Below are 18,448 nucleotides of genomic sequence, written 5' to 3' on the forward strand. Positions count from 1 at the left end.
GTACTTCATCAAAGCGCATTCCTCCCGGCACTGACCCTACGGGTACAGTGCGGGGCTCCTGCGATTTCTAGCTGAGAATCCGTTGAGCAGCGTTCAAAGGACTCCGTCCCGGCCTTGGGTCAACCAGTTGGTTTGAGTCAGCCTTAGTCTACCACCCCTGGAGTGAGCCACCCTTGGCTTGAGCAAGCTGTAGTGCAACCTGGCCAAAATGCCGCCAAATGGCCTCTGCCTGTGGCCCCACCTGGCGCAGAATCCAACCCTTACAGATGGGATCCGGAGACTTGACCAGCCAGTATGGGGACTCCGTTCCGCTGATGTGAACGGTCAGCCAAGTGGGTTCCGGCCAATCCCCCAGCAAGTACAGGGATCCCCAACAGAGATGGGATCCCAGCACTGACGCGGCGGAGACCTGCCGATGGGGAAAGTGCAGGTCTATGTGTTCCTGCAGCCAGAGTTTTCTCCCCTCGGGGGAGGATGGGATCCCAGCAGTGACCCAAACTTGCAAGCAGTTGGCAAGATGTTCAAACTGCCAGCGTTCGTCCATGGCCAGCCGTCCGGCAGTCCAGATCTCGGCATAGGCCAGGCGGGCTGTGGGATCCAGTTCGATCTGCACCTGCTGGCGAAAGTCTGCCCCTGCCCCCGGAATGGTCGGGTGAGGGATCCAGATCAACTGGCTGGTGGGGGCCAGCTTGACCTTGACCTGTTGCCGAATCAAGCCGGGATGTAGCCGCATTGCCCCTTGGGTGCGAATTTCCAGCGCCGAGCCTGGCCCCAGCCCGATCTCGATCCGGTGGCGATCCCCACCCAGCAGGCCGCCGTTGGGGTTGCGCAGGTAGTACACAGGTGGCTCCCCAGGGGATCCCAGCCATTGCAAGGGAGCCTGAGAATACTCCCAAATGTGGGTATGGTCGCCTCGGCGGGTTGCCTTCAAGATGGCCTTACCGAAGTTCACAGGCGGCTCACCGAGGGGGGGTCGGCCTTGATGGGGCGAAACAGCACCTCCCGCTCCAGCCAACTGAGAACCTGCTCCAGCCCCTCACCCGTGCGCAGGTTGGTAAAGACAAAGGGCCTATCTCCCCGCATGCGACGGGCATCCCGTTCCATCACCCCCAAGTCTGCTCCCACATAGGGAGCCAGATCGATCTTGTTGATCACCAGCAGGTCGGAGCGGGTGATCCCCGGCCCGCCTTTGCGCGGGATCTTGTCCCCTTCGGCCACGTCGATGACGTAAATGCAGGCGTCCACCAGCTCCGGGCTGAAGGTAGCTGCCAAGTTGTCCCCCCCCGATTCCACCAAGATGAGATCCAGGGGGCAAAAGCGGCGCTCCAGCTCCTGAATGGCGTCTAGGTTGAGGGAGGCATCTTCCCGAATGGCGGTGTGGGGGCAGCCGCCGGTCTCTACGCCAATGATCCGCTCTGCCTCCAGGGCCTTGGCCCGCACCAAAAACTCGGCATCCTCGCGGGTATAGATATCGTTGGTCACCACCGCCAAAGACAGGTGGTCCCGCAGCGCCAAGCAGAGCTTTTCCACCAAAGCGGTTTTTCCAGATCCCACCGGGCCGCCAATGCCAACCCGTACCGGCTGGGAAGTTTGCGCAACTTTGCCCGACATCGGATACCTGCTCCTCTTTTTGGGCATTCTAGAACCAGATGCTTGCAAGGGATCCGAGTATGGTTCGGCTTTTGGTGGCAACTGCTGTGGTGCTGGTGGGATTTTTGCTGGTTAACCGCCTCTATCGCAACCCGCTGAGTTCGGAGCCGAGACCAGAGCAAGCCAGCCCAGAAGCTGCCCAGCAAGGGATCCCTCAAGGTGGGCCGCTGCAGATTTACCAATCTCGGGAACAGATCCAGCAAACCCTCAACCAAGGGGCTACCGCCACCCAGCAGCAGGTGGAAGCCGTTGAGCAATCCTTGGGCAATCCTTGACCCTTGACAAGTAAGAAGGGAGGCAGGTGCCTGGTTTCAGGCGGAGAAGGGATCCCTCCCCCAGACCGTGAAGCGCCCCTCAGGCTTGGGCGGATCCCCCAGACGCGCTAAAGTCGAGAATGCTGCAATTTTACAGACTGTCCATGCGGATCCCTCCTGTTACCCCAGAGAAAGCCGATAAGCAACTGCAAAAGGTTTACGAAAGCCTGGAGAAAACCTACGGCACCGCCCTGAACCCCTTGCAGGTGATGGCCCACAAGCCCCAACTGATGCGAGCCGTGATGAACCTCTACGGGGCGCTGCACACCCAAAACCCCAACTTGCCTGAAGAGCTGAAGGAGCTGGTCAGCATCCGCATTGCCCAAATCAACGGCTGCCGCCACTACTGCCTTCCCTACCACACCCTGCAGGCGCAAAAGTACGGCGCCTCCCCTGCCAAAATTGCGGCGGTGGCCCAGGCCCGCACCAGCACCCTCTACACCGAGGCGGAAAAGCTGGCCATCGAGTACGCTGAGCGGATGACCGTGCCCAGCATGGTGGTGACCGATAGCTTCTTTGCCCAGCTAAAAGCCATTTGGTCAGATGAAGATCTGGTGGAGCTATCGGCTTGGATTGGCTTCATGAACTTCTGGACCAAGGTGATTGCCGCCCTGGATGTGCCTTTGGATCCCGTCTTTGCCGAGCAACTTCACGTCTCTTAGGTAGCGGCGGGCTCTCCTCTCCCAGAGGGAGAGGGGATGGGGGTGAGGGATCCCGACCCAAACCCTCCACTAGGCCCAGTCGTCTCGCGTGCTAAAGCTGCGGTCGTACACCTGGCCGCGGGCATGGATCTGGCGAGTCCGGGCGAACAGCTCTTCTTCGCTCAGGCCCCACTGTTCCAGGATTTGATCCAAATCCCGCTGCAGATCCCAGGCACCGGGGAAACCGTGGTAACGGATGCGCAAACGGGCGACTTCCGCCAGCACCCACTCGGAGAGGGGCCTCTCCTGAGCCTGCACCATCAGCTCATCGAGCGCAGCTCGGTCGGTGGCATATTGCGGATGTTGCTGCTCTCGTCGGGATGAGCCATTCGCGGGTGAACGGGATACAGCCATCGGCCTCCCTCCTTTTTTCTCACTCTAGCTGAGTTCCCCTGGAGACTTTCAATATCGAGGATTGGGATCCCTGATGGCATGGGATCCCGAGAAGGCAGAAGAAAACCGCTATACTGCAAATGTTGCAGACCATGAACATTCTTCAGTTGCGGAGGCGGCGGCTATGCCCATGCCCATGATCGAGACCCGTACCGACCGGATGTTGCTCAACTTTGGGCCGCACCATCCCTCTATGCATGGGGTTTTGCGTTTGCTGGTCACCCTAGATGGCGAAAACATCGTCGATTGCGAACCGGTGATCGGCTACTTGCACCGCGGCATGGAGAAAATCGCCGAAAACCGCACGGTGGTGCAATACCTGCCCTATGTCTCCCGTTGGGACTACGGGGCCGGCATGTTCAACGAGGCCATCACCGTCAATGCCGTTGAGAAACTGGCCGGGATCAGCGTGCCCAGACGGGCCAGCTACCTGCGGGTGATCATGTTGGAGCTAACTCGTATTACCAACCACCTGCTCTGGTTTGGCCCCTTCTTAGCAGATTTGGGCGCCCAAACCCCCTTCCTCTACGCCATGCGGGAGCGGGAGTGGATCCTAGACTTGTTTGAAGCCGTCACCGGCATGCGCCTGATCAACAACAACTATTTCCGGGTGGGCGGCGTGGCGGTGGACTTGCCCTACGGCTGGACGGAAAAATGCCTAGACTTTTGCGAGTATTTCTTGCCCAAAGTGGATGAATACGAGCGGCTGGTTACCGACAACCCGATTTTCCGCCGGCGGCTGGAAGGGGTGGGAGCCATCTCCAAGCAAGACGCCATCAACTGGGGTCTGTCGGGTCCCATGTTGCGGGCCTGCGGCGTCAACTGGGATCTGCGCAAAGTGGATCACTACGAGTGCTACGACGACTTCGACTGGGAGGTGGCCGTTTACCCCGAAGGGGATTGCCTGGCCCGCTATCGGGTGCGCATGAAAGAGATGCGCGAGTCCTGCAAGATCGTGCAGCAAGCCGTCAAGGCTTTGCCAGGAGGCCCCTTTGAAAACCTGGAAGCCAAGCGGATGCTGGAGGGGCCGAAGTCGGAGTGGAACAAAGGGGACTACCAGTTCATCAGCAAAAAGCCTTCCGCCAATTTCAAGATCCCCAAAGGGGAAGCCTACGTGCGGGTGGAGAGCGCTAAGGGGGAGCTGGGTATTTACATTGTTGGTGACGACAACGTCTGCCCGTGGCGCTGGAAGATCCGTCCCCCCGGCTTTGTCAATTTGCAGGTACTGCCTCAGTTGATTTGCGGCATGAAGGTAGCCGACATGATCGCCATCCTCGGCAGCATTGACATCATCATGGGCGAGGTGGATCGCTAGGAATCGCTAAGATACTTACGGAAAGCGAGGACAAAGGCGATGGCCTGGGCGATCTTGGTTCTGCCGCTGTTGATTGTGTCTGTCATTGCTGCGGTTATCGGCCCCAAGCAATGGGCTAAGTACCAAGAGGAAAGGCGCCGCCGCGCGGAAGAGCTATCTGATGCTCGCCTTCAGGCCATCATCCAGCAGGAGCTACGCCGCCGCAACCGTCCCCCCCAATCGGATCCCAACGGGAAAACTTAGCTACAGGGATCCCAAACCCTACCCAACCCGCCATCTCTAGGGAGCTACTCACCCCCATGACAAACGCTGGTATCGACCTACAACTTGGCTTCGAGACTGCCCTACAGAACCTAGGCTTGGGAGCAGGTGCAGCCCATGCCCTCTGGATGCCCCTGCCGATGTTGCTGCTGATCATCGCCGCCACCTTGGGGGTGATGGTCATGACTTGGCTGGAGCGCAAGATCTCGGCAGCAGCCCAACAGCGGATTGGCCCCAACATGGCCGGCCCTCAGGGGGTGCTGATCCCGATTGCCGATGGCATCAAGCTGCTGACCAAAGAAGATGTTCTGCCCATCTTGGCCGACCCAGTCTTGTTTACGCTGGGGCCGATATTGGTTTTCCTGCCCGTCTTTTTGTGCTACCTGGTGGTTCCCTTTGGCCAGAACCTATTGATCTCCAACATTGCCATTGGCGTGTTCTTCCTGATCGCCACCTCCAGCGTGCAACCCATCGGTTTGTTGATGTCGGGCTACGGTTCCAATAACAAGTACTCCTTGCTGGGTGGGCTACGCGCGGCAGCTCAATCGATCAGCTACGAACTGCCGCTGGCCCTGTCAGTGTTGGCCGTGGTGCTGATGAGCAACGGTCTGGACACGGTGGGGATCGTCGAACAGCAGAGTGGCCTGGGCATCTTGAGCTGGAATGTGTGGCGGCAGCCCATTGGCTTTGTGATTTTCTTGATCTCGGCTCTGGCGGAAACGGAGCGGATCCCGTTCGATTTGCCGGAAGCAGAAGAAGAGCTGGTGGCCGGTTACCAAACGGAGTACTCCGGCATGAAGTTTGCCCTGTTTTATCTGGGATCCTACGCCAACTTGCTGCTGGCCTCCCTCATTGCAGCGGTGCTGTACTTGGGGGGTTGGTCGTTCGTGGTGCCGGTGGAAACGATTGCTGCACTTGCCGGGATTCCTTTGGATAACCCTTTCTTGCAGATCGGCGCGGCGGCCTTGGGCATTGTCATGACGATGGTCAAAGCTTTTATCTTCATCTTCTTGGCCATCCTGCTGCGCTGGACCTTGCCACGGGTGCGCATTGACCAACTGCTGGACTTGGGGTGGAAGTTTTTGCTGCCTGTATCCTTTGTTAACTTGCTGCTGACGGCAGCCCTAAAGCTCGCCTTCCCCACCTTTTTTGGGGGTTGAATGAGAAGTAAAGAGGCCAGAGAGGGAGAACAGAGGCCATGACGTTTCTCAAGCGTGTCAAAGAATATGTGGGCGATGCCTTCCGAGCCGCCAAGTACATCGGCCAAGGGATGGGGGTTGTCTTCGACCACATGGGCCGGCGCCCGGTAACCGTGCAATACCCCTTCGAAAAGCTGATCCCCTCTGAGCGCTTTCGGGGACGCATCCACTTCGAGTTCGATAAGTGTATTGCCTGCGAGATCTGCGTTCGGGTTTGCCCCATTGATCTGCCGGTGGTGGATTGGGCCTACAACCCAGAGCTGAAGAAAAAGGAGCTCTACAGCTACAGCATCGATTTTGGGGTGTGCATTTTCTGTGCCAATTGTGTGGAGTTTTGCCCCACCAATTGTCTCTCGGTAACCGAGGATTATGAGTTGGCTACTTACGACCGCCATGACCTCAACTACCACCAAGTGGCGATGGGCCGTCTGCCCTCTAAAGTTACCGAAGACCCGATGGTGACCCCCTTGCGAGAATTTGCCTATCTGCCCAAAGGGGTAATCGATCCCCACGACTTACCTGCCGGATCCCAGCGGGCTGGCAAACGACCGGAGGAGATTCTGGCGGAAATGAGAGCGGCCAAAGCTGCTAAGGAAGCCGAAGCGAAAGCAGCCAAGGCTGCTGCGGAATAGCGTGACATACTCCCGCACTCATGCTGACGCAAAGCGCTCCGCGCCGCTGTCCGCCACCCCTAGCCCCTTTCCCAGGGGATGTGACTGTTTGAACTTGTGGGACTGCCTTCCAGCATCGCCCGCTGCCGCAAGGTGATGGCCAGAAAAAGCGTCGAGGCCGCGAAATTGGAGCTGTCCTTAGTGGGAAGGAGATGCCTGGGGCGCAGAAATAAGGTCTTCTGAACCCTGCGATCTGCAATCAAAGATCTGAGTATGAGTATAGGTGTGGTGTCCTAGTCTGAACCAAAATGGCCATACGTGGGCAGGGCAGATGGCTGCCAGCCTTGGCTAACTTCAGGGGAAGGAAAACGTAAACCTACCCGCCAAGCCAGGGGATGTGGCCAAGCCGCTAAAAGTCTGCGCGACGTTTCCGCTCTTGCGAACCGTTACGGTAAAGGGAATGGGAGCAGTTGATTGGGAGCAGCGCCGGAACAATCTCACCTCGATGAAGTATGGCCCTGAGGGCGGGGTGGAAGCCCAAAAGACATTCTCCACAGCATTTTGGGTTACGGCAACACAGTCGGCATTGGCATCCACATCCAGCCGTCCTCCAGAAGGGACAATTCGGTTGTTAAAAAACACGGTCTGCTGCGTGGGATCCGCAACATACAGGTCAAGGTCATCGATGGTGTTCCAACTCAAGGTAACTTGAATGGGGCCGGTGCCCAATACTGGAGGTGTGGGGGTGGGAGAGGGTGTCGGTGCAGGAGTGGGAGAGGGTGTCGGTGCAGGAGTTGGTGGTGGCCTCAGGGTAGGAGTTGGCGTGGGCGCAGGTTCCCCAGTGACCCTCTGAGCAAAGTTTCCTTGGAAAGTATTGCCAGCCAGGTAGGCTGCGACTACCGCATCTGGGGTGCCGGGGGCCGCCTGAATTGCCACTCCTACGCCCTCGCCCCGAGCTAGGAACGTATTCCCGGAAATGGTGCGGGCCTGGGTTCCCTGCAAAATACGAATGCCGACACTGCCGGCTATCCTGCCCACGCCGATCCGGTTGGATTGAATGGATGGAATTGAGCCTGCCCCATCCAGCTGAATCCCGGTAGTGCCACTCGTACCTGCTTGCCGCGCCTGCAGTACCAAGCCGGCTCCAGCCGTGGGTGGATCCCCTTCGATTTGGTTGTTGCGGAAGATCCCGCCGGAGTTGTCACCATAGCGAACGGCCAAAGCCCCCAAAGCCTGCAGGAGAATTGTGTTGTTTTCAAGGATGGGATTGCTGCCCGGCACAGTGCCTATGCCCACCCCACCCGTTTTACTGACAATCGGCGAGACACGGCTGACCCGGCCATTCCCAGAGATCTGCACACAGGGATCCAAAAATTGCTGGCACAAAATCTCGGCCAATTGGTTCAAGGCTCCCTCTAGAACCGCAGCATTGCCGTTGACCAAGATGTTGGAGCGAGGGTCGTTGAGGGTGACCTTGCGCGGCTGAAAAGTGCCGTTGTTCACCTGCACCCGTCCACCCCCCAGCACCACATCTACCCCCTGCAGGCTGGTTTGGCTGGCTACAATCACGTCAAAGAGCCCGGTCAGGATCTCATAGGCGGTGGAGCTGGTGATGCGAATGCGACCGCCGTTGGTGCCATCGCCGCCATCCAGGGCCAGGTTGCTTTGCAAAGTTTCCCTGCCCGTCCCCAAAATCTCGATCAGCACCTCCAGGCCCGCCGTGGCAGTCTGAAGTCGCTGCGCCTCTGCAACTGCGTCTGCCAGTTTGGTAAAGGGGCCACTGGCCGGATCCACTCTCAGGATGATGGGCCCGCCACCTGGCGGAGGAAGAGGTGGAGAACTGCCGCCGCCACCCCCACAGCCGAGGGCAACCCCCGCCAACAGAGGCAGCAAGGCTGAACAGATCCCCCAACCAGATTTGGATACTTGGCCAAGCATAGGTGGAAAGCCCCTTACAAGCGCTTAGCGGTTAAGGTTGTTACAGCAACAAACAAGAGCAACAAACAACTGCCACGGGGTCAAGGTACAGATGGCCAAGCTGGGATCCAATGCCCTCAGCAAAAGCATCCTCTAACGAATCCCCTCCTCAGTCAAGGCTTCGCAAGAGATCCGCAATCAATCGGCAACAAAAATCTCAAAAATCTAGCGCTCTCCAGGAACTTGGAGGGTTCCGGCGATAATGTTCTGCTTCACCGCTTCCACGGCGGCCACCAAATCCGCTGAGAGCAAGGCTTGGTTGTACTCATCCAGAGCATAGCCCACACCCTCGTTCTCCAGGCCAAAGGTTTGAATGCCGCCGACAAAGTTGCCTTAAAGTTGCCTTCCACCACGCTGCGAATCACTTCATAGGTGGCCATATCCACCCGCTTCAGCATCGAGGTGAGACCGTGGTTGAGGGTGGCAGGGTTGTTGTCGGTATCCCCCAGGTAGTTTTGGTTAGCATCCACACCGATAAAGAACAGCGGACGGGTATCTCCGCTGCAGATGCTGGCATAATCGGCGGGTTTGGGCACTTCCGCAAAGGGATCTCGAATGAAACTCACCCCGGCGGGCAGCCCTGTAGGATGCTGTTGGGCCAGAGCAGCCCAAAGAGCAGCGAGGTAACATCATCTCCCGCCGTATCCGTGTCGATCAAAAAGCGTTGCACAGCCATACCCAGGCTAAGCCCAAATCAGGGTGACATCTTAACCTTTGCGGGCAGTCTCAGGGCAGCCGCTGAGCCGGTGTATCTTGAAAAGGGATCCCTATAGACCAGAGTTGGCGATGTCCTTCTCCATCCGCTCCATTACACCACAACAGATGGCCCAATACCTACAGGATCCCGAGGCCGGCCCTCTGCAATTGATCGATGTGCGGGAACCGGCAGAGCTGGAGCTGGTGAATTTAAATGCCCTGGGCTTTCGCAACTACCCCTTGAGCCAGTACGAGGAATGGAGGGAACGGATCCTCACAGAGCTGGATCCAGATCAGCCAACTTTTGTGCTCTGTCATCATGGCCTCCGCTCTGCTCAGATGAGCCAGTGGCTACAGGCCAACGGGTTCACTCAGGTTCATAACATCAGCGGCGGCATTCACGCTTGGGCTTGTGAGGTGGATCCCTCCCTGCCCACCTATTGAGGTCACGGGCAAACCAGCACCATGTTCCCCATTCTTCATCTGCAGGGGGATCCCCAACAACGAGGCCAACAGTATGGATCCCAGGCGGCCCAACTCATTCGCCACAGCATTGCTAGTTACGCCCGCCAATTTGCCTACCGCTGTGGTCTCACCTGGCAGCAGGCCCAGACCCAAGCAGAGGGATCCCTGCCCTGGCTAGAGCGCCACGTGCCCCACCTGCTGGAAGAAATCCAAGGCATTGCCGCGGGGAGTGGCTTCCGTTTTGCCGAGATTCTGGCCCTCAATTTGCGCACCGAGATTTTATCCAGATCGGTTGTCGGTGGATCCCATCCCGACTGCGCCGCTGCTCTGGAACACAATCTCCAAAACGGGGTGCCCCAGCACCCACCGGATCCTGCTCATGAATTCAAGGGGATTGATCTCATCGATCCAGCCCAAGCCAACCCGGATGGGGGAGAATGCACCGCCCTGGCGGCCTTGCCCCAGGCTACCTCCAACCACCACACCTACTTGGCCCAAACCTGGGATTGGATCGGGGAGCAGCGCAGGGCCTGTGTGCTGTTGTGCGTTCGCTCCGATAACCACCCTGCCTACCTCACCCTGACCGAAGCTGGGATCCTGGCCAAAATCGGCCTCAACCGAGCAGGGTTGGCCGTAGCCCTCAACCTCTTGCGCTCTACCCTAGATGGGCAAACCGAGGGAATGCCGGTGCATCTGCTGTTGCGCTTATTGTTGGAGTGCGAGGAGTGGCAGCAGGCTGTAGAGAGGGTGGGATCCTATCCTTACACCGCGTCCTCTTGTGTCAGCGTTGCGGGTACCGCAGGACAGGCGGTAGGCCTACAGCCCGCTAGTGCAATCAGCTTTGAAATCAGTCCACGAGGAATTGGCCTGCATCTCCCTCAAGGAGGGATCCTCGCCCACACCAATCATTTCCTGGATCCGGCCTTGCGAGAAGATGGCTGCCCCCCCCACACAGGATCCTCCACAAGGCTAGAACGGGCCTATCATTTGCTTCGCCAGAGCGCTCAAACCGGAACCCTAGAGGCGGTCACTCTTCAAAAAATCCTACAAGACCGGACGAATGCCCCCCACTGCATCTGCCGCTATCCGGATCCCCATCTGCCCGCCTGGGATCGCACCGAAAGCGTGGCGGCTGTGGTGATGGATTTGAACCGGCAAATCTTACACCTGGCCCCCAACATTCCCGATCAAGTGGAGTTTGTACCGATTTCCGGGATTTTCTAGGTTTGGAAGATGCAGTAGGATCGAGCTGAAGAGAGAGGAGGGGCAGGCGATCGCGTCCTTGCTGTCGCCACCAGACAGCGGGATGAGGAAAGTCCGGGCTTTCAGAAGAACACACCGCTGGGGAAAGCCCAGTGCGGGTAACCGCGAGGATAGTGCCACAGAAACATACCGCCGATGGCTGGGATCCCAGCACAGGTAAGGGTGCAAAGGTGGGGTAAGAGCCCACCAGCAACGTCGTGAGGCGTTGGCTCGGTAAACCCCGGTGGAAAGCAAGGCCGCAGCCGCAGGACTATGGCTGTTCTTCGCCCCTGTCGGTTGCATCGAGGTCACGGTACCCAAAGTGGGGAAGGGTGCTCTCGATGGTGGTGAGCCGCTAGAGGGTGATGGTAACATCACTCCCAGATAGATGATCGCCAGTGCAACTCTGCACTACAGAACCCGGCTTACAACCTCCTCTCTTTTCTACTTGCACATCTACCTGTTTGCACATCTATTTGCACACAGAGAGAGTTTGTTCCGAGCTCACGGGAGTTCTGCAGGTTGCCGGGATCCCTGTGGTCTGGGGCTATTTATTGGCCGTAGTCAGTGTGTCGTTGGGAGAAGCTGTATCGCATGCCCACCTAGGGCACTTGGAGAGCCTTGTCCAATTGTGGGTGGCTGCGCTACGGCGTAGGTTCTGTCATTCTGGTCACGCCTGCCATCCACAGCTCCACGCAGGCTTGCAGAAGGGGGGGGATCCTGGCGGTTTCGGCGCCTTTCTCTGATTTTTTAGATTTTTCATCCGATAGCTGCCCCTCAACAGAGGGCTCGGTTCCGTCGGCGCCAACGGAAGGCAACTCGGCAGTTACCGCCAGCATTGCTGCTCCCAAAATCATTACATGCAAAACCCCAACGGCTGCATAAAGGCGATCCGGCTCGACAGATTGCAACTCAGAGTTGGGAAATCGCCGCAAATACTCTGTCAGTTGTTCTTGGGCCTGAGAAAAACCCATCCGCAAGGCGCGACGATGCTCCTCAGAATAAAGACCGGCCTCCCCGACCAGGGAGCGCACCAGCTCAGGATTGTCGGCCAAAGCCCGAAAACAGGTGTGGACGTAGCGCAGGAGAATGGCTTGTAACCCAGAGCCTTGAGAGGGGGCGGGATCCGCCTTCAGGGGCAGATCGGCTATGCCGGAAAAGACCCCCAGCTCCCCAAATACGGCCAGGAGTAACCCTTGCTTGGTGCCGAAGTGCCGAAACAGGGTGACCTCATTCACTCCGGCCAAATCCGCAATTTGACGGGTGGTGGTCTGGGTGATGCCCTGACGAACGAACAGCTCCCGAGCCGCATTCAGCAGCCTTTGCCGAGAAGAAGGACGTGCCATAGTGAGGAGAAAACCTGAAGAATTGCGGCGGGCTGCAAGTGACGCTTGCATTTACGGTGGAATACCGCTAGGCTTAATGTCAAGCGAGAGGATGTCGGCAGCGTTGCCTCTGCTCCTCTTCTTCCTGTGTAGCCAAGTTCATCACAGCGGAGCACATAGCAAGTCACCGCTGGCTATGGCGGTGTCTTCAGGGGCTTGACTCCGTTTTCACGTTGGGCCGCTGTTATCCGGCGGCCTTAACTTGGGCTTTGTGTTTTGGCTCTTTCCTAGTCAGTCTAGTCTACTTCTTCTTCTGAGGTTTTGTGGGTTCATGACCACTTCTTTTTCTCGCCAATCGCTGAATCATCCCGCTCCGCTCAATCGGCCCGAGCCCCAAGAGTCCTTTCGGTTTGCTTGGGAACATGTGCTCTTCTTTGCCATTTTTCACGTGGTGGCTTTGGTGGGAGGCATTTTCTTCTTCTCCTGGCCCGCTCTGGGAGTAGCCCTATTTCTCCACTGGTGTTTCGGCAGCTTAGGCATCTGCTTGGGGTACCACCGCCTGCTCAGCCATCGTAGTTTCCAGGTGCCCAAGTGGCTGGAATATGTCTTCACGACTCTCGGTGCCCTGGCCGTTCAAGGGGGGCCGATCTTTTGGGTGGGCGGCCATCGTCAGCACCACGCCTTCACCGAAGACGAGGAGAAGGATCCCTATTCTGCTCGTAAGGGCTTTTGGTGGAGCCACATACTCTGGCTGATCTACCACCGCGAAGAATTTTTTAACCCTGAGAAGTATTTTGCCTTTGCGCCGGACTTGGCTCGGGATCCCTTCTACCGCTGGCTGGATAGGTATGCTCTGCTTTTGCAACTGCCGTTGGCTGCAATACTCTACCTGCTGGGGGGCTGGTCATTCGTCGTGTACGGTATCTTCGTGCGGACAGTGCTGTTGCTGCATTGTACCTGGTTGATCAACTCGGCCAGCCACTCCTGGGGTTACCGGACTTTCGAGAGCAACGACAATGCCCGTAACCTTTGGTGGGCGGCCATTCTAACCTATGGTGAAGGCTGGCACAACAACCATCATGCCGACCCGAAGTGCGTTAAGGCCGGTTTGCGTTGGTGGGAGATCGACATGACCTACTGGGCCATTTGGCTGTTGGCGAGATTGGGCCTGGCTCGTAAGCTGCACCTGCCTGCCCAAGGCCAAGCTGCTCGCTGAACTGGTTTTTCCCAGACCTTGCAGAGGAATCATCCGGGGATCCCTATCCCTAGGGATCCCTTTTGGGTTGCAGAGAGAGCTAGTCTTCTAAGGGGCTATACTGCCACGCTCCATAGTGGTCAAGAATACGCTTAATTTGTTCTATGTCGGCATCGGGTTCTTGATGAATATGCAATGCCTCTATTTGGCTGTCTTGGTAGCGAAAGGTGGAGTTTTTTTTCCACTCCAGCTCCGTTTTCACCCCTGAAACACAAGCCAAATGGGCAGCCAATTCCCGATAAACCATCAGGGGCATAGAATCGTAGCGAACAGCGTAGCGTTTCAGCTTGGGGACGCTCACGTATGACAACCCAATCAACGTAGCTCAAAACAACTCAAGTATAGTCACTTCAAGTTAGATTAAGACGCTTCCTAACTACTCCGCGGTGTCGCCCAAATGCTCCGCATCACTTCCGCGAGCCCCCCAATCCCTCTCCCTAAGAGAGAGAAGAGCTAGGAAGCACTGCAACGGAACAGTTTCATTCCTCATTGAAATGACTATAACTTCTGGGCAATACAGTCACCAAAACCCCCCCGCTCAACACTCTTTAGCTGGACACTTGACCGGCAAAATGGGATGGGACTAAGCAATTTTGTCATCGACCAAAGTGCAGCAGTTTACCTGATCCAGGCAAATCTTTCCCCACTGCAAGGCCCAGCGTACTAAGGCAACCCGATTTGCCGTTCGGGTCTTGCTCAAAATATTGCTGATGTGATTGTCAACGGTGCGTTTGCTGATCTCTAGGCGTTCCGCAATGTCCTGATTGGTCAGTCCTGCCGCAATCAACTCGATGACTTGCAGTTCCCGTTCGGACAACAAGTCCGCGGAATGATAGTCGGTGCCCATTCCGAATGCCTGCTTAAGATGAACTGTAAGGATTACCTACCCCAATTCTAGGGGATCACCCCTGAGATGGACAGCCCTGAAGAAAGGAAATCTTAGGCGATTCTCGTCCAGATTCTGGCTGCGGGCCACTGATGCGAGCGTTTTCGGATAGGCTTCACAAGGGATCCAAGTGCTTCCGGGGCAGTTCCACCTGAACCCACAGCCCACCGGTTTGTGGGTGATTGCGCAATTGGATGGTGCCCCCGTGAACTTCGACAATTTGTCGCACAATTGCCAGCCCTAGGCCGGTTCCGCCTTTGCTGCGGGCCCGCGCAGTGTCGGTGCGGTAAAAGGGCTGGAAGACCAACTCAAATTGATCTTCTGGCAGGCCGGGGCCGTGGTCGTACACCTCTAGCCGCACCTGGGATCCCTGCTCCGAAAGCACCACATGGATAGGAGAGTCGGGCTTGCCATACTTGACGGCGTTGTCCAAGAGATTGAGGATGAGGCGGTATAGGCGTTGCTCATCTCCCCAGAGGTAAATCTGGGACAATCCGCTCAGGTGCAGTTCCTGGTGTCGAGGCTTGGCCAACGGCTCTACACTTTGCCAGGCCTCGCGCACCAAACTTGCAAGATCCACCCAACGCCATTGGGAGCGGGATGCGGCTCCCAAATTGAGGGCGCTGAGTTCGAGCAAGTCTTGAACCAAATGGCTCAGGCGCAGAGTTTCATTTAGCAATCGTTCCACCCAGACTGCTTGAGCGGCATCGACCCGGCTTTGTAAAGTTTCGGCCAGCAAGCGAATGGAGGTGAGGGGGGTTTTCAGCTCGTGAGCCACATCCGAAGCCCAGCGATCCCGCTGTTGGGCCAGCATTTTTGCTTCCAGCCGGTCTTCTAAAAAAATGGCCACGTGCGCTTGCGGCAGGAGCAACCCCCAAGCCCGCAGCGGAATCGGTTTGCCATCCCCACCGGAAGGGTAGAAAATCCATTCGCGACTTTGGACAGGAGCAGCGGTCTCCTGTCGGCGGGTAGCCTCGATGAGCTGATCCAACTCATAGGAGCGCACCCATTCCAGCAAGAGCTTGATGCCCGGCTGCCATTGGCTGATGCGCAGCAGGCGCTGGGCGGCAGGATTGCACTCCAGCACCACGTTGTTTTCGTCTACCCGCAGATATCCCCAAGGGAGCCGCTGACTCAGGTATTGCCAGTTTTGCAGTTGCTGTTTTTGGTTGGCCCAATCCAGATCTTGTTGGCGAAGATAACGGCTGAGCAAGCTGAGCATCTGTTCCAGGGAGTGGAGGGGCATGGCCAGATGCACCAGGGATCCCAACCGCTGCAATTCGCGTCTGAAACGGCGCCGAGTCTGCCACAGCAGGAGCAACGTGCAAAGCAAACCGATTCCCAACCCGATCAGGATCCCGGCTTCCAGTCCCATGTTCCCACCACCTTTGCTGCCATTGTCGCTCAGGGAAGCAAGAGTGGAGGCGAAAGCCCGGTTGCCGGCCTCTTATCGACGATGTACGAGGGTGGTACTGGCTTGGTCGGTGGGCACAAGCAAGATCTCGCTGATGTTCACGTGGGGGGGACGGGTTGCCGCAAACACCACCACTTCAGCCACATCCATCGCCGTCAAGGGGGTGAGGCCCTGATACACTGCTGCCGCACGGGCGCGATCCCCACGGAAGCGCACTTGGCTGAACTCGGTTTCCACCAGGCCCGGCTGAATCTCGGTGACGCGAATGGGGGTGCCCAGTAAATCCAGCTTCAGCCCCTCGGAGATGGCCCGCACGGCGGCCTTAGAAGCGCAATACACAGCGCCACCTGGGTAGGTCTGCCGACCGGCAATGGAGCCGATGTTCACCACATGGCCTCGACCTCGCTCCACCATGCCGGGCAAAACGGCGCGGGTAACATAGAGCAGACCCTTGAGGTTGGTATCGATCATCTCTTCCCAGTCTTGCAAGGCCCCCATGTGGAGCTTGTCCAAGCCACGACTTAAACCTGCATTGTTGACCAAGATGTCGATGTTGGCCCACGGCGAGGGCAAAGATTGAAGCGCCTGCTGCACGGCTGCCCCATCCCGCACATCCAAAGCCAGCAGGTAGGAAGGAGTGCCGTAAGCCTGCTGCAATTCCCCAGCCAGTTCCTGCAGCCGATCCTGACGGCGGGCCACCAGAATCAGGCGGGCTCCAGAACGGGCAAAAAGGGTGGCACAAGCGGCCCCAATGCCGCTACTGGCTCCGGTGATGAGCACGATGGAGTTTTCAAGCATCATTTGCTAATTCAAATGCTGTGATTTCAGTTGGGTTGAGTCGGAGAAAAATGGACAGCCACCTTCAGCTTCCTCGTCAGTTCGAGGCTACAGCCATTCTAGGAGTTCGAGCCACTTCCCCAAGGGGAGTCTGGGATCCGGTAAACGAATCGTTTCGCTGCTGTTCGGTAGCGACCCTACCGCTCCCTGCAAGAGCCTAAAGAGAGCGCTCCAGCAGCTTGACGCAAGCATACAGAGTATCCAAATGGGGAGTGGGCACGCCCACCAAACGCCCCAACTCGGTGATGGCTCCCACAATGGCCTCGATCTCCGTCCGTCGCCCCAGCTCAACATCCTGCAGCATCGAGGTGCGATGGGATCCCACGCGGGCTGCATCTTCTAGCCGCTCTTCCAAAGAGACCGGCAGCCGGATCCCTAGAGCTTGGGCTACAGCCTCAACTTCCCGCATCACCGACCGAACCAGAGCATGGGTGGGTGGGTACTGAGCGATCTCATCTTGAGCAGCTCGGGTGAGGGCGCTGATGGGATTGAAGGCAGCGTTGCCCCACAGTTTCTGCCAGATCTCGGCCCGAATCTGCGAGGTGAGAGTGGTGGCAAGCTGCGCCTGTTCAAAGATGGCGGCCAAGGACTGCAGCCGTCCTGACAGGGATCCATCCGGCTCCCCCAGAATGTAGCGCCCACCCCCTGTGTGCAAGACCACTCCCGGCTCTGCCAACTGCACGGCAATGTACACCACACAGCCAATCACCCGCTCTATCGGCAAATGAGCAGCGATAACCCCTTCTGGATCCACGGAAGTCAGGGAATGCCCCTCAAACTCGCCCCCATGCCGGTAGAAGTACCACCAGGGGATACCATTCTGGGCGATCACAATGGGGGTGTCGGGGCCACACAGGGATCCCAGTCGAGGGGCAAGCTGCGGCAAGCTGTGGGCCTTGACCGTCACTATCAGCCAGTCCTGTGGGCCCAGGGCAGCCGGATCGTCGGTGGCTGTCAACCGCTCTACCCAGGTTTGGGAGGGATCCCCCTGCCGGATCAGCTTTAGACCTTGGGTGCGGATGGCCTGCAGGTGAGCTCCACGGGCCACGACACTGACGGGAAAGCCAGACCGAGCCAGGCATATGGCCAAGTGACTTCCCACCGCCCCAGCGCCAACGATACAAATCTTCATGAGTTTATCATCTTTCCGCCACCCACCTCATATCCAGGTGGCCAATTGACATGGAATTGACATGGAGCTGTAACAAGGCCCGATACCGGGCCCGGGAGAAATCCTCGACAGCTTTACTCTGCCCCCCCTTGGGTCACCCTTAGGATCCCATATCCAAGTGCCACGCCCACCAGGGTCAGCACAATGCAGAGTCCAGCAATGGTGAAGATCTCGCCAGCCATAGATTCAGCTTCCTCGCAAATGGGATACATCGCCTTCTCAGGATATCGGATCCCAAGCCCTGGCCTTCACTCCAAGGGTGTAGCGGCCCAAACCCAACTCCTCGAAAAACAGTCGTTCTCCCAGACTTGATGAGATCCGGCTATCCGCCTCTATAATGAAAGCAATTTACAAGTCTTTACCGGCATAGGCTAAATTGTAATGCCTACAGCCGTAAAGCTTGTTTGGTGGCTCTCGAATGGCCCGTTGGGCCTCGCGAGTTGTGGAAACGGTTCTAAGTAGGGTCTTGGAGCGCTAGGGATCCTGACTTAACGGGAAACTCCTGAGCAGTTCTTGCCAAAGAGCCGTTCAAGGAAACTGAGGCAAAAGACCCAGGAGTTGAGTCTTTATATCTAGGCTCCGCTCCTGCTTCGAAGAAGCAAACTTTGTAGTTTCATTAATGTCCTCATTCATTTAGATGTCTTTAAGGAGTAGTTCAGATGACCATAGCGGTAGGGCGCGTGCGTCAGGAGCGAGGATGGTTCGACATCGTCGATGACTGGCTCAAGCGCGACAG

The 18,448-nt window shown here is 57.4% G+C and carries 21 protein-coding genes and 1 other RNA gene; 10 read left to right on the plus strand and 12 right to left on the minus strand.

Annotation, left to right across the window (positions count from 1 at the left end; genetic code table 11):
• Nucleotides 1-148: 148 nt before the first annotated feature.
• Both NW834_RS09350 and ureG read right to left on the minus strand, forming a co-directional pair.
• Nucleotides 149-952 (minus strand): urease accessory protein UreD, encoded by an 804-nt coding sequence (locus tag NW834_RS09350; protein WP_414418574.1) that lies wholly within the window; start codon nucleotides 950-952, stop codon nucleotides 149-151.
• Nucleotides 949-1,611 (minus strand): urease accessory protein UreG, encoded by a 663-nt coding sequence (gene ureG / locus NW834_RS09355; protein ID WP_011432513.1) that lies wholly within the window; start codon nucleotides 1,609-1,611, stop codon nucleotides 949-951. The genes NW834_RS09350 and ureG overlap by 4 nt, the downstream gene beginning before the upstream one ends.
• A 59-nt stretch (nucleotides 1,612-1,670) precedes the next feature.
• Here ureG and NW834_RS09360 point away from each other — a divergent pair, with 59 nt between their 5' ends.
• Nucleotides 1,671-1,925, plus strand: a complete 255-nt coding sequence (locus NW834_RS09360; protein WP_041436298.1) for a hypothetical protein — start codon at nucleotides 1,671-1,673, stop codon at nucleotides 1,923-1,925.
• A 143-nt stretch (nucleotides 1,926-2,068) separates the two neighbouring features.
• Nucleotides 2,069-2,626 (plus strand): carboxymuconolactone decarboxylase family protein, encoded by a 558-nt coding sequence (locus NW834_RS09365; RefSeq protein WP_414352218.1) that lies wholly within the window; start codon nucleotides 2,069-2,071, stop codon nucleotides 2,624-2,626.
• 69 nt (nucleotides 2,627-2,695) lie between these two features.
• On the opposite strand, the gene NW834_RS09370 is transcribed toward NW834_RS09365, so the two are convergent.
• Nucleotides 2,696-3,019 carry a DUF3288 family protein gene (locus NW834_RS09370; RefSeq protein WP_414418573.1) on the minus strand — a complete coding sequence of 108 codons (324 nt, stop codon included), beginning with the start codon at nucleotides 3,017-3,019 and terminating at the stop codon, nucleotides 2,696-2,698.
• 169 nt (nucleotides 3,020-3,188) lie between these two features.
• Here NW834_RS09370 and NW834_RS09375 point away from each other — a divergent pair, with 169 nt between their 5' ends.
• From NW834_RS09375 to ndhI, 4 genes are read left to right on the plus strand one after another with little or no spacing between them, the layout of a single operon-like run.
• The gene (locus NW834_RS09375; RefSeq protein ID WP_414416269.1) at nucleotides 3,189-4,373 is read left to right on the plus strand and encodes an NAD(P)H-quinone oxidoreductase subunit H; all 1,185 of its coding nucleotides are present in this window, start codon (nucleotides 3,189-3,191) and stop codon (nucleotides 4,371-4,373) included.
• Nucleotides 4,374-4,412: 39 nt separating this feature from the next.
• A complete protein-coding gene (locus NW834_RS09380) occupies nucleotides 4,413-4,616 on the plus strand; it encodes a hypothetical protein (protein ID WP_011432507.1) in 204 nt (67 codons plus the stop codon).
• A 56-nt stretch (nucleotides 4,617-4,672) separates the two neighbouring features.
• Nucleotides 4,673-5,794: an NADH-quinone oxidoreductase subunit NuoH gene (nuoH, locus tag NW834_RS09385; RefSeq protein ID WP_414331864.1), complete on the plus strand. Its 1,122-nt coding sequence runs from the start codon at nucleotides 4,673-4,675 to the stop codon at nucleotides 5,792-5,794.
• Nucleotides 5,795-5,832: 38 nt separating this feature from the next.
• Entirely contained in the window at nucleotides 5,833-6,465 is a 633-nt protein-coding gene (gene ndhI / locus NW834_RS09390; protein WP_011432505.1) for an NAD(P)H-quinone oxidoreductase subunit I, read from the plus strand.
• A 333-nt stretch (nucleotides 6,466-6,798) separates the two neighbouring features.
• Here the strand turns inward: ndhI and NW834_RS09395 are convergent, their stop codons facing one another.
• Complete coding sequence (locus NW834_RS09395; RefSeq protein WP_414418572.1) at nucleotides 6,799-8,337, minus strand: right-handed parallel beta-helix repeat-containing protein; 1,539 nt, start codon at nucleotides 8,335-8,337, stop codon at nucleotides 6,799-6,801.
• Between the two features lie 296 nt (nucleotides 8,338-8,633).
• Nucleotides 8,634-8,987 carry a hypothetical protein gene (locus tag NW834_RS09400; protein ID WP_414418571.1) on the minus strand — a complete coding sequence of 118 codons (354 nt, stop codon included), beginning with the start codon at nucleotides 8,985-8,987 and terminating at the stop codon, nucleotides 8,634-8,636.
• A gap of 220 nt (nucleotides 8,988-9,207) precedes the next feature.
• Between NW834_RS09400 and NW834_RS09405 the strand changes: the two genes are divergently transcribed.
• The 3 genes from NW834_RS09405 (at nucleotide 9,208) to rnpB (ending at nucleotide 11,268) form a co-directional block, all read left to right on the plus strand.
• Nucleotides 9,208-9,561: a rhodanese-like domain-containing protein gene (locus NW834_RS09405; protein ID WP_414343313.1), complete on the plus strand. Its 354-nt coding sequence runs from the start codon at nucleotides 9,208-9,210 to the stop codon at nucleotides 9,559-9,561.
• Between the two features lie 21 nt (nucleotides 9,562-9,582).
• Entirely contained in the window at nucleotides 9,583-10,806 is a 1,224-nt protein-coding gene (locus NW834_RS09410) for a C45 family autoproteolytic acyltransferase/hydolase (RefSeq protein WP_414418570.1), read from the plus strand.
• 32 nt (nucleotides 10,807-10,838) lie between these two features.
• Nucleotides 10,839-11,268: RNase P RNA component class A (rnpB, locus tag NW834_RS09415), an RNA gene on the plus strand.
• A 200-nt stretch (nucleotides 11,269-11,468) separates the two neighbouring features.
• Here the strand turns inward: rnpB and NW834_RS09420 are convergent.
• A complete protein-coding gene (locus tag NW834_RS09420) occupies nucleotides 11,469-12,170 on the minus strand; it encodes a TetR/AcrR family transcriptional regulator (protein ID WP_414329131.1) in 702 nt (233 codons plus the stop codon).
• Between the two features lie 310 nt (nucleotides 12,171-12,480).
• Here NW834_RS09420 and NW834_RS09425 point away from each other — a divergent pair, with 310 nt between their 5' ends.
• Complete coding sequence (locus tag NW834_RS09425) at nucleotides 12,481-13,365, plus strand: acyl-CoA desaturase (RefSeq protein ID WP_414419098.1); 885 nt, start codon at nucleotides 12,481-12,483, stop codon at nucleotides 13,363-13,365.
• Nucleotides 13,366-13,444: 79 nt separating this feature from the next.
• Here NW834_RS09425 and NW834_RS09430 read toward each other — a convergent pair whose 3' ends face one another.
• From NW834_RS09430 to NW834_RS09455, 6 genes are all read right to left on the minus strand, one after another.
• The gene (locus NW834_RS09430; protein WP_414343320.1) at nucleotides 13,445-13,705 is read right to left on the minus strand and encodes a hypothetical protein; all 261 of its coding nucleotides are present in this window, start codon (nucleotides 13,703-13,705) and stop codon (nucleotides 13,445-13,447) included.
• Between the two features lie 282 nt (nucleotides 13,706-13,987).
• The gene (locus NW834_RS09435; protein ID WP_011432496.1) at nucleotides 13,988-14,251 is read right to left on the minus strand and encodes a helix-turn-helix domain-containing protein; all 264 of its coding nucleotides are present in this window, start codon (nucleotides 14,249-14,251) and stop codon (nucleotides 13,988-13,990) included.
• A 154-nt stretch (nucleotides 14,252-14,405) separates the two neighbouring features.
• The gene (locus tag NW834_RS09440; RefSeq protein WP_414419099.1) at nucleotides 14,406-15,665 is read right to left on the minus strand and encodes a sensor histidine kinase; all 1,260 of its coding nucleotides are present in this window, start codon (nucleotides 15,663-15,665) and stop codon (nucleotides 14,406-14,408) included.
• 72 nt (nucleotides 15,666-15,737) lie between these two features.
• Complete coding sequence (locus NW834_RS09445) at nucleotides 15,738-16,505, minus strand: SDR family oxidoreductase (RefSeq protein WP_011432494.1); 768 nt, start codon at nucleotides 16,503-16,505, stop codon at nucleotides 15,738-15,740.
• 193 nt (nucleotides 16,506-16,698) lie between these two features.
• The gene (locus tag NW834_RS09450) at nucleotides 16,699-17,673 is read right to left on the minus strand and encodes a ketopantoate reductase family protein (protein WP_414419100.1); all 975 of its coding nucleotides are present in this window, start codon (nucleotides 17,671-17,673) and stop codon (nucleotides 16,699-16,701) included.
• Nucleotides 17,674-17,786: 113 nt separating this feature from the next.
• Nucleotides 17,787-17,894 carry a PetM family cytochrome b6-f complex subunit 7 gene (locus NW834_RS09455; RefSeq protein WP_414329137.1) on the minus strand — a complete coding sequence of 36 codons (108 nt, stop codon included), beginning with the start codon at nucleotides 17,892-17,894 and terminating at the stop codon, nucleotides 17,787-17,789.
• Between the last annotated feature and the right edge of the window lie 554 nt (nucleotides 17,895-18,448).

The sequence above is a fragment of the Synechococcus sp. R60.1 genome (assembly GCF_047461835.1).
Lineage (GTDB): Bacteria > Cyanobacteriota > Cyanobacteriia > Thermostichales > Thermostichaceae > Thermostichus.